10 protein-coding genes are annotated in these 13,193 nt (G+C 59.9%); 7 read left to right on the forward strand and 3 right to left on the reverse strand.

Features of this window, described 5'->3' with window-relative positions; translation table 11 throughout:
- Nucleotides 1-19: 19 nt before the first annotated feature.
- The 4 genes from G5S37_RS10250 (at nucleotide 20) to G5S37_RS10265 (ending at nucleotide 4,883) form a co-directional block, all read left to right on the forward strand.
- Nucleotides 20-412, forward strand: a complete 393-nt coding sequence (locus G5S37_RS10250) for a DoxX family protein (protein WP_165203389.1) — start codon at nucleotides 20-22, stop codon at nucleotides 410-412.
- A gap of 260 nt (nucleotides 413-672) precedes the next feature.
- A complete protein-coding gene (locus G5S37_RS10255) occupies nucleotides 673-2,097 on the forward strand; it encodes a basic amino acid/polyamine antiporter (protein WP_165203391.1) in 1,425 nt (474 codons plus the stop codon).
- Between the two features lie 19 nt (nucleotides 2,098-2,116).
- Nucleotides 2,117-3,379, forward strand: coding sequence for an arginine deiminase (gene arcA / locus G5S37_RS10260; protein ID WP_165203393.1), 1,263 nt, complete (start codon nucleotides 2,117-2,119; stop codon nucleotides 3,377-3,379).
- A gap of 70 nt (nucleotides 3,380-3,449) precedes the next feature.
- Nucleotides 3,450-4,883, forward strand: a complete 1,434-nt coding sequence (locus G5S37_RS10265) for a basic amino acid/polyamine antiporter (RefSeq protein ID WP_165203395.1) — start codon at nucleotides 3,450-3,452, stop codon at nucleotides 4,881-4,883.
- Between the two features lie 617 nt (nucleotides 4,884-5,500).
- Here G5S37_RS10265 and G5S37_RS10270 read toward each other — a convergent pair.
- Both G5S37_RS10270 and G5S37_RS10275 read right to left on the reverse strand, forming a co-directional pair.
- Complete coding sequence (locus G5S37_RS10270; protein WP_165203397.1) at nucleotides 5,501-6,796, reverse strand: OprD family outer membrane porin; 1,296 nt, start codon at nucleotides 6,794-6,796, stop codon at nucleotides 5,501-5,503.
- 542 nt (nucleotides 6,797-7,338) lie between these two features.
- Complete coding sequence (locus G5S37_RS10275; RefSeq protein ID WP_240914847.1) at nucleotides 7,339-10,059, reverse strand: copper-translocating P-type ATPase; 2,721 nt, start codon at nucleotides 10,057-10,059, stop codon at nucleotides 7,339-7,341.
- A 138-nt stretch (nucleotides 10,060-10,197) separates the two neighbouring features.
- Here G5S37_RS10275 and G5S37_RS10280 point away from each other — a divergent pair, with 138 nt between their 5' ends.
- From G5S37_RS10280 to G5S37_RS10290, 3 genes are all read left to right on the forward strand, one after another.
- Nucleotides 10,198-10,740 carry a sigma-70 family RNA polymerase sigma factor gene (locus G5S37_RS10280; protein ID WP_165203399.1) on the forward strand — a complete coding sequence of 181 codons (543 nt, stop codon included), beginning with the start codon at nucleotides 10,198-10,200 and terminating at the stop codon, nucleotides 10,738-10,740.
- A 194-nt stretch (nucleotides 10,741-10,934) separates the two neighbouring features.
- A complete protein-coding gene (locus G5S37_RS10285; RefSeq protein WP_165203401.1) occupies nucleotides 10,935-11,696 on the forward strand; it encodes a hypothetical protein in 762 nt (253 codons plus the stop codon).
- Between the two features lie 509 nt (nucleotides 11,697-12,205).
- Complete coding sequence (locus G5S37_RS10290; RefSeq protein WP_165203402.1) at nucleotides 12,206-12,562, forward strand: hypothetical protein; 357 nt, start codon at nucleotides 12,206-12,208, stop codon at nucleotides 12,560-12,562.
- On the opposite strand, the gene G5S37_RS10295 is transcribed toward G5S37_RS10290, so the two are convergent.
- Nucleotides 12,520-12,948, reverse strand: coding sequence for a TIGR02594 family protein (locus G5S37_RS10295; RefSeq protein WP_165203404.1), 429 nt, complete (start codon nucleotides 12,946-12,948; stop codon nucleotides 12,520-12,522). The genes G5S37_RS10290 and G5S37_RS10295 overlap by 43 nt on opposite strands.
- Nucleotides 12,949-13,193 lie beyond the last annotated feature (245 nt).

Here is a 13,193-nt window from a genome sequence, read left to right on the forward strand (position 1 = left end):
CAACAACCGATCATCACCCATGACAAAGACGAAAAAAATCTCCTACTGGATTGCCACTCTCTGGCTCTCGCTGGGCATGCTCTCCAGCGGCATCTTCCAACTGCTCCAGATGAAGGCGGGAATGGATGTCATCGTCCACCTCGGCTATCCCGCCTATCTGGGCCCCATCCTGGGCGTGTGGAAGGTTCTTGGTGTGGCAGCGATCCTTGCACCTGGATTCGTGTTGCTAAAGGAATGGGCTTACGCGGGCTTCTTCTTTGTCGCGTCCGGAGCGGCCGTCTCGCATGTCATCGCGGGGCATCCCTTTGGTGAAGTATTCCCCGGAGTGCTGCTTCTGATTCTCACACTGACGTCATGGTGGCTCAGGCCCGTGAGCAGGAAGGTGCCCTCTGTTCAAGCGGTGACTGCTTGATATAGAGAACAAAGAGTGATGCTGAATGTTTTCACGAGGCAGATATTTAGTTATCTAAATTGCCCTGTATTGCATCAAAACGATTTCTCTAAGCAATGGTAGAATTGAGTGCCATGTAAATCTTTGTGCCGTATGGCAGCGCCTCTATTGAACCAAAGTGCAGTGTTCGTTCTTGCACCATCTATCTATAGACTAAAGAATTGGCCGATGTTTCACGATTAACCTTGTAGTCAAAGGAGGCTTTCGGGTAATGTGCAAGAATGAGCGCACCGGGACCTCAAAAAATCTCGCTCGGAGCGCTTATTGCGCTGGTTGTTGGTGGAATGGTAGGCGCGGGGATTTTCTCCCTGCCCCGACGGTTCGCAGAAGCCACAGGGCCCTTGGGAGCTGTGATTGCCTGGGGGATAGCGGGTACGGGCATGTACATGCTGGCCCGGGTTTTTCAAAGCCTTGCAGAACGAAAGCCTGACCTTGATGCCGGTGTGTTTGCCTACGCGAAGGCGGGTTTTGGAGATTACCCCGGATTTCTGTCGGCGTTCGGCTACTGGGTGGGAAGCTGCATCGGGAACGTATTTTATTGGGTGATGGTGAAGTCGACCCTGGGACGGTTCTTTCCCATCTTTGGCGATGGCAGCACGGCGGTGGCCATCGTGGTTGCCTCCGTGGGCATCTGGCTCTTCCACTTCCTGATTTTGCGGGGCGTGCAGCAGGCGGCGGCGATCAATACCATTGTCACCTGGGCAAAAATCGTTCCGATTCTGGTGTTCATCGTGATCCTGTTTTCTGTGTTCAAGTGGGACAAGTTCCACGCGAACCTTTACGGCGCTGGGTTGGAAGGTGGGATCTTCGCGCAGGTAAAGGCCACGATGCTGGTGACGGTGTTTGTCTTCCTGGGGATTGAAGGTGCGAGCGTGTACTCGCGGTATGCCAAAGAGCGATCGCATGTGGGCAAGGCCACCATCGTCGGTTTTGTCGGGGTCACGGTGTTGATGGTCCTGGTTACGATGCTTCCCTACGGGGTGCTGGAAAGAGCGGAGATCGCCGGGATGCGGCAGCCCTCCATGTCTGAGGTGCTGGAAGCAGTGGTAGGGAAGTGGGGAGCTGTATTCGTGAGTGTCGGCGTGCTGGTCTCCGTGCTGGGAGCCTATCTCGCGTGGTCGCTGATTTGCGCTGAGGTGATGTTCATGGCGGCGAAGAACAAGGACATGCCGGCCATCTTTGCCAAGGAGAACGCCAACAAGGTGCCAGCCAATGCGCTGTGGATTACCAACATTGTGGTGCAACTCATGGTGATCACCACCTACTTCTCGAATAATGCCTTCAATCTGATGCTGGATATGACCAGTGCGGTGGGGTTGATCCCATACCTGCTGGTGGCGGCCTACGCGTTTCTGCTTTGCAAGCGAGCTGAGACCTATGATGTGCGACCGCAGGATAGGAAGCGGGATCTCATCATCGCTAGCGTCGCCACGGTATATACCTTCTTCATGATCTGTACGGCGGGGACGAAGTTGCTGCTTTCCGCAGTCCTCTACGGACCTGGAACGATTCTTTACGTCTGGTCACGACGTGAGCAGGGAGAGCCTGTCTTCTCCAAGACCAGCGACTGGATCCTTCTTGCGATCATCCTCGCGGGAGCTGTGGCAGGCCTCTATGGCCTCATCACCGGCAGAATCGAAATCTAAACGTGAAAGAACTCATCCCATGTCCACATCCCAGCCTGCCTCCGCCAAACAAGTCTTCGGTGTCCACTCCGAGGTCGGAAAGCTCCGGAAAGTGATGGTCTGCTCACCCGGGCTCGCCCACACGCGGCTCACGCCGACGAATTGTGACCAGCTCCTCTTCGATGAACTGCCCTGGGTGCAGATGGCGAAGCGGGACCACTTCGATTTCATCACGAAGATGCGCGAACGCGGGGTGGATGTGGTGGAGATGCACGAGCTGCTCGCGACCACGCTGGAGAATCCCGAGGCCAAGAAGTGGATTCTCGATCAGCAGATCATTGCGGAGGAAGTGGGGCACGGGCTTGTCTCCGAGATTCGCTCGTATCTGGATGGGCTGAAGACCGCGACACTCGCGGAGTACCTCATCGGGGGGCTCTCCACCGTGGACGTCGCCGGCATTCTGAAGAGCGATCTGCTGAAGCTGGCTCACGAAGCCACGGGCATCGCCGAATATCTTCTCCCGCCCCTGCCGAATACACTCTACACGCGTGATACCACGTGCTGGATCTACGGCGGTGTCTCACTGAATCCACTCTACTGGCCCGTGCGTGTGGATGAGACTCGGCTCACGACGGCAATCTACAAATACCACCCCGATTTCGCGGGCAAGGTGAATGTGCTGTGGGGTGACCCGACGAAGAGCCACGGGCTGGCCACCGTGGAGGGGGGAGATGTGCTCATCATCGGAAACGGTGCGGTGCTGATTGGCATGAGCGAGCGCACTTCGCGACAAGGCATCACCCAGCTGGCTGCTGCGCTCTTTGAGAAGAAGGCGGCGTCGCGCGTGATTGTCGCCGCCATGGCGAAGCTGCGTGCGGCGATGCACCTCGATACCGTGTTCACGTTCTGCGATCGTGATGTGGTGAGCCTGTATCCCACCATTGTGGACCAAATCAAGACCTTCACCCTGGTGCCGGGAGATAATCCCTCAGGCGTGGATATCATTGAGGAAAAGAAACCCCTCGTGGATGTGTTGGCCGCCGCGATGGGTCTGAAGAAGCTCCGCGTGGTGGAGACTGGTGGAAACGCCTATGCCGCCGAGCGTCAGCAGTGGGACAGTGGCAACAACTACGTGGCTATGTCCCCCGGCGTGGTGGTGGGATATGATCGCAATACCTATAGCAATTCACTGCTGCGCAAGCAGGGTGTCGAGGTCATCACCATCACGGGTGCGGAACTGGGTCGTGGACGTGGCGGTGGCCACTGCATGACCTGCCCTATCATCCGTGATGCGGCGGATTAGAATTGAAGATGCAATGTAGGCCGGGTGCGAGTGCACCCGCGGGTGTGGATGTGGTGGATTCCTTACGCATATGTCGACCGACTCGACTGAAGGGAAGCTTTCCCGTGGAGCCCTGATCGCGCTGGTCGTGGGCTCCATGATTGGCTCGGGTATCTTTGCCATTCCCTCAGCCTTCGGGAATGCGACGGGAGTCTTTGGAGCGCTGATTGCGTGGACCATCAGCGGCTTTGGCATGCTCTCGCTCGCGTTTGTCTTCCAGACTCTTTCGAGGCGTAAACCGGATCTCGATGCGGGCATTTATGCGTATGCCAAGGCAGGCTTCGGCAATTATTTCGGATTCCTCGCTGCCTTTGGTTACTGGGTGGGGGCCTGCCTTGCGGATGTGGCCTGCCTGGTGCTCATCAAATCCACGTTGGGAGGTTTCTTTCCCATCTTTGGCGATGGCACCACATTCGCAGCCCTGCTGGGTGCGTCCATACTACTCTGGCTGGTTCATTTCCTCATCTTGCGTGGAGTCCGGGAGGCGGCAGCGCTCAATACCATTGCCACGGTAGCCAAGATTGTGCCGTTGGTGATTTTCATCTTCCTGGCCATCTATGGGTTCAAGTCGGACATCTTCGCCGTGAATTTCTGGGGTGGGGAAGAGCGAACGGTGAGCAGTGTTTTCAACCAGGTGCGCAGCACCATGCTGGTGACGGTATTTGTCTTCGTGGGAATCGAGGGTGCCAGTGTTTATTCGCGTTATGCAAAGGATCGCCGCGATGTGGGTGTGGCCACCGTGCTGGGCTTTCTCGGGGTGCTCTCGTTGCTGGTGATTGTGACCATGCTTTCCTACGGCGTGCTGCTCCGTCCGGAGCTTGCGGCCCTGGCCACGCCTTCCATGGCTGGTGTGCTGGAAGCGGTGGTGGGGCGCTGGGGCGCGGTGTTCATCAGCATCGGGCTGCTCATTTCTGTATTGGGCAACTACCTCTCATGGTCGTTGGTGGCCGCTGAAGTGCTGTTCTCCGCAGCGAGTCACAAGACGATGCCCGCGTTCCTGGCCACGGAGAACAAGAACAAGGCTCCCGTCGCGTCGCTGTGGGCCTCGAACCTGCTGATTCAGGCGTTTCTGCTGATCACACCCTTCGCGGAATATGCTTTCAAGCTGGCGCTCAAGATGACCAGCGTGATGACGCTCGTACCTTATTTGCTGGTGGCTGCCTACGGATGGAAGCTCGCTTCGAAGGGCGAGACGTATCAGACCGGAGAATCCGCCCGGCGGAAGGATCTCATCTTCGGCGCCATCGCGACCATCTACGCCGCAGGCATGATCTATGCAGGCGGATTGAAATTCCTGCTTCTCTCCAGCATGCTGTATGCACTGGGCACGGCGCTCTACTTCTGGTCACGACGCGAGCAGGGCCTCGCGGTATTTGATTCAAAAGAGAAGTTGGTCTTCGGCGGCATCACCATTGCCGGACTGGTGGGAGTCTGCGGATTCATCAGCGGGGCTCTGACGTTGTAGTGGTGAGGGTGCTGGGTGTGGTAGTGCGCTTCGGATTCAACACGGAGTCACGGAGACGCAGAGACACGGAGGGGTTTGAGGGTAGGGCAGGGGAGAGTCATCTGACCAAGATGAACGATGGAACAATACCGGCACGTCTCGTGATGTGTCCGACGCAAACCGGCCATGAGTTCTCATGACGGGAACCACCTTGCGCGAAGCGCCTTGGAGTGCGCGTGCGAAGCACCGCTTTGGGAGGCAGCATTGCGAGGTGAATGACGTCCGATCTATTCATGACCCCAAGCGGAAATTGTGCGCGCTGATGCGTCCTGGTGACTCCCAACTATCCATCGCGAGCGTGCGCCAGTCGGAGCTCCGTACCCAACGCACCCCACCAAAGCGGTGCTTCGCACACGCACTCCAAAGCGCTTCGCGCAAGGTGGTGCGCGCAGAAGTCATTTCCAGCCGGGACGAACTGTGCAAGTCACGAGACGTTTCCGGTTCATTTCACCTCGAAGCCAACCCGACTAGTGACCCATCCCCAGCTAACTCTCCGAACTTCTCCGTGTCTCTGCGTCTCCGTGCCTCTGTGTTGAATCCCATGCACGCCGCTACACCCACGTCCTCACCATCCCCCCTCAAAACGCCAGCGAGTAGTTCACAATCACCCGGAAATCCTCCGTCGAAGAACCCCGCTTCTCATCCAGATGCGCATAACGCACGCGCAGCCAGAAGTTCTTCAGGTAGCCCTCCGTGATCCGGTAATCCACCGTCACATTGATTTCCTGTTCATGGTTATCCGAGGGCAGTCTGCCATACGCATAGTGAGCCCAAGCCGTCAGCCCCTCCAGACCCACCTTCGCAAAGTCATAGCTGAGGCTGGTGCCAACAGAGCGCTCATCCCGCAGAGCAAAGCCGGAGAGCATCATCCCGTTGAACCCTGGATCGACCCCGTAGGGATCGACAATGCCAGACCTGCTGCCGGTCGAGGTGGCCATGAAGGAGAGGACCGCCCCGCGATAGCTCGCGGCCAGCCTGGCTCCATAGAACTGCGTGTCGAAGTCTCCAATCAAGTCGTCACCCACACTGCGCTGGTCGGCGAACTGGAGATCACCGCGCAACTCCACTTCCGGATTGAGCTGCCACGTGTGCCCCGTCTGGATATAGGTGCTCATGAAAAGGTCCCGCGTGACCTGGGTATTCGCATCGAAATACGTCTTGTCCTCAGAGCCGAGAAGGAGGGAGACAAACGTGACGCCACGGCTCACCTCGGGAGCGCCGGCCGCATCCGACATCCGGATGAAGTCCGGGCTGTTACGCGCCCTCATCTTCGCCACATACCCCGCGTTCACCCGCACGCCTTCCGTCAACTCGGCCTCGACCTGATAGGCCTCGAAGGTGTTTGGCAGCATGCGCGAGTCATTGCCATTGATGAACGGCAGGTCGAGACGCTGGCGGAAGAGAGTGGCTGTGACTGTCTTGTAGCTCAGCTTCGCCCACGCTTCGCCGAGCGTGGTGAAGCCCTCACCATCCGTTCCCACCAGGCCGGTCGGGTCCGCGCCATCCAGGTCCGTCAGAGGCTGCGTGGTGTATCCCACCACGCCGAATTGCACCACACCGAGCCACTCCCCCGTGGTCAGGCCCATGGTGCCACCACCCGCGAGCACATCCGAACTGCCCCTGCTGTTCCGCAGATAGCGGTAATAGAAGCGCGGGTCCAGGCTGAACACCGCATCGCGGATGAAGGGCTCACTCGAAAAGGTCCCCAGCCGTCCTCTCTCCACGGGCTCCTCGAAGGGCGTGAATGGCGTGGGGAGTTCACTGACCCGGTCCGGAGGCGGGCCGTAATCCAGGAGATAATCCTGAGCTTTCGCGTGGCCGACAAGAGCCGCAACGACAACAACCACACCCCAAAACCGCCGGTGAAGTTTCATGGCCCGAGGCTAGCGATCCCGAAGGATTTTTACGAGGAAAAACTTCTTAGTTTTTGCTTACAGATTGGATGAAGCGCCCGAGTCCTTGTCACTCTGCCCTTTGCGATTAACCCCAATTGTGCCCTCTGCGCAAAGAGCAATCAACGACCGTCGGGTCAGAAGACCCAACACCCTCTGTCAGGCCGGAAGGCCTAACCTCCGTGAGCTTCTTTGCTGCTTTCGCTGCTTGGCTGCTTTGCGACAAAAACCATGCAGGCAAACTCCACCCAGCACGCATCCTGCGCGTCTCCGCCTCCTCTGTATCGAGGCGTACTACTTCAAATGGCGAGTGCATCACCCCAGCACCAAGCCCTCTCCCTCCTCTGCGTCCTTTGCCACTCCGCCCCTTTGCGGTTAACCCAAATCGTCCCTGCCGCAGTCCACCGTCCCACCGCTCACCGCTCACCGCTCACCGCTCACCGCTCACCGCTCACCGCTCACCGCTCACCGCTCACCGCTCACCGCTCACCGCTCACCGCTCACCGCTCACCGTCGCACCGAGCTCAATCCACCCGCCCCTCCAGCTTCGCATGCGCCAGTCGCAGGGCATTCCCAATCACCGACACCGAGCTCAGGCTCATCGCCGCGCCGGCAATCATCGGGCTCAGCAGCCAACCGAACACAGGATATAATACACCCGCCGCAATCGGGATGCCGAGCGCGTTATACGCGAAGGCGAAGAAGAGATTCTGCCGGATGTTCTTCATCACCGCGCGGCCCAGGTGAATGCTGCGCGTAATGCCCAGCAGGTCGCCCTTCACCAGCGTGACGTCGGAGCTCTGGATGGCCACATCCGTGCCGGTGCCCATGGCAATACCCACATCCGCATTCGCCAGCGCAGGCGCGTCATTCACACCATCTCCGGCCATCGCCACCACCGCGCCACTGTCGCGCAGTTGCTGCACATGCCGGCTCTTTTCCGCAGGCGACACGCCACCGTGATAAGCATCCAGCTCCAGGAAGCGGCCCACCGCCTCCGCCGTCTGCGGACTGTCACCCGTGAGCATCACCACCTTCAATCCAAGATGCTTCAACTCCGCCACCGCCTCGGGAGTGGTCTTCTTGATGGCATCGCTGATGACGAGCATGCCCGCCGTCACGCCATCGATGGCCACATAGATCACCGTGGCACCCTCGCTCTGCAGCACGGACGCTTGTTCATCGAAAGCTGATACACCACTCACACCATTTTCCAGCAGCCACTCCGCCTTCCCCACGAGCACCTTCTTGCCCTCCACCTTGCCGGAGACACCGCCACCCGTGGTCGCGGTGAACTTCGTCGTGCGCGCGCTCTTGAGCTTCCGCTCCTTCGCCGCGGTGACGATGGCCGTTGCAAGCGGATGCTCGCTGTGAATCTCCAGCGACTCCGCGATGCGCAGCACTTCATCTTCCGTGAAACCCTCCGCAGGATGCACTGCCTGCAGCGAGGGATGGCCCTCCGTGAGCGTGCCGGTCTTGTCCACCACCACCACACTCGCCTTCTCCAGCTTCTCCAGCGCCGCGGCATTCTTCACCAGCACCCCGGCACGCGCGCCACGGCCGACACCCACCATGATGGACATGGGAGTCGCCAGCCCCAAGGCACACGGGCATGCGATGATGAGCACTGCCACCGCATTCGTGAGGCCAAAGATCCACCCCTCCGGCTGCGGCCCGAGCCACGCCCACAGCACGAACGTGAGAATCGCCACCGCCACCACCGTCGGCACGAAGATGGACGCCACCTTGTCCGCCAGACCCTGTATCGGTGCGCGGCTGCGTTGTGCCTCGGCGACCATCTGCACAATGTGCGCCAGCATCGTATCCGCACCCACATGCTCCGCACGCATGATGAGGCTGCCAGAGCTTCCATTCATCGTGCCGCCTGTGAGCTTGTCGTCCTTCAGCTTGTCCACCGGCATGGGTTCACCCGTGATCATGGATTCATCCACGGCGGAGTGTCCTTCTAGCACCACGCCATCCACCGGCACCTTCTCACCGGGGCGCACGCGCAGCTTGTCTCCCACCTTCACCTGATCGAGCGGCACCTTTTCATCACCCTTCGTGGTGACACGCCACGCATGTGGCGGTGCGAGATTCAGCAGCGCGCGGATGGCGCTGCCCGTGCGTTCACGCGCGCGCAGTTCCAGCACCTGCCCCACCAGCACCAGCACGACAATCACTGCCGCTGCTTCGAAATACACCGGCACACCGCTGTGCATGACGAGCGCCTCGGGAAATACCTGCGGGGCGAGTACAGCCACCACGCTGAAGACATACGCCGCACCCACGCCCAGGCTGATGAGCGTCCACATGTTGGGATTCCACGTCACGAGGGAGCGCCATCCACGGCGGAAAAACGGCGCCGCACCCCACAGCACCACCGGCGTGGCCAGGATGAACTGCATCCACCTGGATACCGGCCCATCCACCCATGTATGCGCGAGCGCGGGAATGAGATGCGCCATCGCAACAATGAAGACCGGCAGCGTGAGCGCGCCCGTCACCCACAGGCGCTGCGTCATGTCCTTCAGCTCCGTGTTTTCTTCTGGTTCGTCGCCTGCTGCGGGCACCGTCTTCGGCTCCAGGGCCATGCCACACTTCGGGCAATCACCGGGCTTGTCCTGCTCCACCTCGGGATGCATCGGGCAGGTGTAGATGACCTTCGTCTCCGGCTTCCATGCGTGGTTTTTCTCCAGTGCCATGCCACACTTCGGGCAGTCACCCGGCTTGTCAGACTCCACGCCGGGGCACATGGGGCAGAAATACTTCGCCTGCGACGAGGGCTTCACCGAGTGCTCGCCATGATGGTGGTCTCCGTGGCCATGCCCGCCACCACAGCAGGACTTTGACTCTGTGTTTTCTGTCTTCACCGCCGCCGCGATGGCTGCCGGCGATGTCGGGGAAGGGGAGGGGACAGATGCAGATGCAGGCGCGTGCGAAGACTCGGACACCTGTGCCGTCCCAGCGCCGGCCGTGGCCTTGGAACTGGCGCCGGCACAGCAGTCGTGCTCTCCGTGTTGTTCCTTGTGACCGCGATGACTTTTCCCCTTCGCCTTCTCTTTCTTCTTGGAAGGATGCGCCGGTGCTTCCGCGGCAGTGGTCGCTGCCTCCGCATGATCCTTGTGCGCACTTCCCCCGCCGCCACAGCACGAGTGCACACCGGGATCTGCAGGTGCGCCTTCGGTAGCTGGGGTGGATTCTGGTGCTTGCGGGTCTTGGGATTTCTCAGCCGGAGGATGCATGTCTATAAAGGGGATACGACTGGGCCGGGTACTCTGGTGAGGCCGCCCGTCATTACCGCACACGCACGAGGAGCCGTTTTGTTACCAAATGGAGATCGTATTTGATCTTAGCCCGGCGCGGAGGTGAGTCCAATAAACATGAACAGTAATCTTCTCCTGAATCAGCGTGCAGCCTTCGAGGCCTTCGTGCGCAAGCGTACCGGCGATCCCCAACTCGCCGCGGACGTGGTGCAGGACTGCCTGCTGAAGGCCCTCCGCTCCGAGAAGCAGCCCGCGGAGGATGAAGGCGTCGTGCCGTGGTTCTACCGCGTCCTGCGCCACGCCATCATCGATGCCCACCGTCGTCACGAAGCCTCCGAGCGTGCGCTGGAATCCTACGCGCACGAGGCCAATGCTGCCCTCGACACGGAGGAAAACCGCGACCTCTGCAGCTGCGTGCTCCCACTCATCGATGCCCTCCCACCCGAGGACGCCGCTCTCCTCCGCCAGGTCGACATGGACGGTGCCTCACCCACCGACCTCGCCACCGCCCAAGGCCTCCGTGTAAACACCGTCAACGTACGCCTCCACCGCGCCCGCCAGAAACTCCGTACCCAGCTCGAAGCCATTTGCCGTACCTGCGCCACCCACGGCTGCCTCGATTGTGACTGCGCGCCGCTGCAGGAAAAAGAGGAAAAGTGAAATGACCGGTCCCTGTCCGCGTGTGCATGGTCTGGCATGGAAGCGAGAGCGGATGCAGGACTCACAAGCCATTGGGAGCGCCCAGACACGACTAGGTGACACGAGTTTAGGCTTGATTCGTTTGCTCGATCTATTGCAAGATGGTACGGCGCTGTCCTTCGCTTCGGTGTCCCGCACGACAATCAAAACTCCAGATGAAGTTGTGTAATCGATGGGTCAGGTTCTGTGCTGCCGTCGCACTGGCTGCAGTCTCCTTTTGCGAGGGCGTCGCACCTGCGCAGGAGCTTCCGCATGGCCCTCCCATCCCTCAGCCGGATCTCACCAGCGCCCAGCTCGACTGGGTGCCCAAGTCGCAGGACTACTGGCCGAAGAAAGCCTGGAATCGTGACCCCTGGTGGAGTACTGCCAGGGCATTGGTACGCCCCGCACTTCACGATGACATGAGGTGCGAACCCGAGAATAAAGTCCATCCCGGACTCGGGGATACATGGAATCGCCGTCTGCTGAAAGTCCTCATGCCCCAGGTCACTCAGGTGACGCCGACATCTGCCTACATCACTGGCTCAGGTAGCTCCTACGCGGAGCTGACCATGGCGAAATTCCAGGGCGCCTTGCCCTTTGAGATACGGCAGTCTATTTGGGTCTGGACCTTTTGGTTCCCCAAGGACATCACGGGACTTTCGCCCAATGTGGAAAAAGTCCGCGCCTTGCTGCCTGAGGCGTTTCGCACAAAGTTTGTGCCGGTCACCGAGCAGAGCTTCCCCGCAGAAACCTTGAGACTCTCCGATGATAGCCAGCCACCCTACTTCCGTGACATGCTGCTCTTTGAGACGAAAAGCGGTGTCATTCTCTGCGGTGGCAAAATCATGGGTCCCATCGCCATGTTGCCAAGCCATCAGGACAGGTATTGGTTCACGCACCCCAGGCAACAGCAGCGCATGTCGAAGACGAGGTGATTGGCTGGAGCGCGTCGCGTACGCTCACGAGACGTCTCGTGAGCTCGCCCATGCTGTGAGTTCAGTAAACCCCTTCCATGCACCACCTTGCGCGAAGCGCCTTGGAGTGCGTGTGCGAAGCACCGCTTTGGCGGGAACTCGGGCGCGGAGCCTGTAGGCGTTCCACGCCATGAGTTTGTTCCCACACAGGGTACTCTTTCGCAGGGTACGACACCATCCTACTGCCGTCAGTGGCGCGACATGCGCATGCGTCATCGTCCTCCATGCCCGCCCGCTCCCCACCTTCTGATGACATGATGTGGACGTGGAGTGTGATGTGACATGGAGCGGCAGCACGTCAATCGCCAGCGTGAGCGCGTCTCCATCCATCTCACGGGTATTCGAAGGCCCTCCGGGCTACCCAAGACCACACCATCCAATCTTCAGCCCCATAGGTCCACACCCACAGGCACCAGAAAAAACAAACAACACCGCTTGTATCACACTTCACTCTGCATACGATCTCACACATGCCCTACGCCGACCCTGTGAAACGCCGCGAAGACAAGGCCCGCCGCATGCGCGAGCGCTATCAGAAGGATGCCAAGCATCGGGCGGAAAAAAAGGCCAAGGTCCTCGCGCACTATCACGAGACCAAGACAGACGAAGTCCTCGAGACCAAGCGCCGCCGCGCCCGCGCCTACCGTCCCGAGCCCGCCTCGAACGTCTCCGTCACCGTCACCCGGCAGATCCGTGGCAGCAGCGAAGAATGGCGCACCTGGAGTGAAGCCCAGGAAGCCTCCGGCCTGAACTGGACCGAGTGGCTCCGCCGCGCCCTCAATACCTACGCCGCGCGCCGCACGCCCAAGACCAAATCCTCCGCATAAGGCGCAATCGAAGTCGTGTTTGACTGGTTGCCTCCCAGCAGGTGCCAGCGACCGCCAGCCACGTGGTCCAGCAGGGCCACGTGATTCCCACCGGGGCGTTTGAGCACCACCACATCGCCCAGCTCCGCCTCCGCCTTGTCCACTTCATGGCCCCAGTCCAGCCATGACACCGCGCGATAATACGCCGTCGGCACGCCGAGCCCCAGCTCCAGGCACCACAGCCCCATCAGGCAGCCGCACCACGCCGTCTTCGAGTCATCGCCGTCCAGCCACCTCGCCGCCGTCTCAATCGCCAGCCTGATGCGCGGATGCGAGCCCTTTCCCTCCACCTCCGCCATCCCGAGGTCCTTTCGCGCATGATGATATAAACGCTCTGAGGTTTTCATACATATATATAGAAAAATTGCATTTCTCGTTTCCGACGGCCCACCGTTCATCCCAAGAACTTCGTGCCTCCGCGTCTCCGTATTTGATTCGTCCTGCGGTACTCACCCTTCGGGCTGCTTCGCACTCGTCTCGCTCCGTTCGGCGCTGTGTTGAGTCCTCAGCCTTCAGCTTGCAGCCCACTCGTCTGAGGCCACGGATCAGCGTGGCAGTCCCTGATACTCTTGGCACGGGTACTGCCAGGATA

It is taken from the genome of Roseimicrobium sp. ORNL1, from assembly GCF_011044495.1.
Classification (GTDB): Bacteria; Verrucomicrobiota; Verrucomicrobiia; order Verrucomicrobiales; family Verrucomicrobiaceae; genus Roseimicrobium.

Excerpts from the sequence above, each read along its gene's own strand:
- G5S37_RS10270 (WP_165203397.1), bottom strand. The coding sequence starts at position 6,796 with ATGAAACTTCACCGGCGGTTTTGGGGTGTGGTTGTTGTCGTTGCGGCT.
- G5S37_RS10275 (WP_240914847.1), bottom strand. The coding sequence starts at position 10,059 with ATGCATCCTCCGGCTGAGAAATCCCAAGACCCGCAAGCACCAGAATCC.
- arcA (WP_165203393.1), top strand. The coding sequence starts at position 2,117 with ATGTCCACATCCCAGCCTGCCTCCGCCAAACAAGTCTTCGGTGTCCAC.
- G5S37_RS10295 (WP_165203404.1), bottom strand. The coding sequence starts at position 12,948 with ATGAAAACCTCAGAGCGTTTATATCATCATGCGCGAAAGGACCTCGGG.
- G5S37_RS10255 (WP_165203391.1), top strand. The coding sequence starts at position 673 with ATGAGCGCACCGGGACCTCAAAAAATCTCGCTCGGAGCGCTTATTGCG.
- G5S37_RS10265 (WP_165203395.1), top strand. The coding sequence starts at position 3,450 with ATGTCGACCGACTCGACTGAAGGGAAGCTTTCCCGTGGAGCCCTGATC.
- G5S37_RS10280 (WP_165203399.1), top strand. The coding sequence starts at position 10,198 with ATGAACAGTAATCTTCTCCTGAATCAGCGTGCAGCCTTCGAGGCCTTC.
- G5S37_RS10290 (WP_165203402.1), top strand. The coding sequence starts at position 12,206 with ATGCCCTACGCCGACCCTGTGAAACGCCGCGAAGACAAGGCCCGCCGC.
- G5S37_RS10285 (WP_165203401.1), top strand. The coding sequence starts at position 10,935 with ATGAAGTTGTGTAATCGATGGGTCAGGTTCTGTGCTGCCGTCGCACTG.
- G5S37_RS10250 (WP_165203389.1), top strand. The coding sequence starts at position 20 with ATGACAAAGACGAAAAAAATCTCCTACTGGATTGCCACTCTCTGGCTC.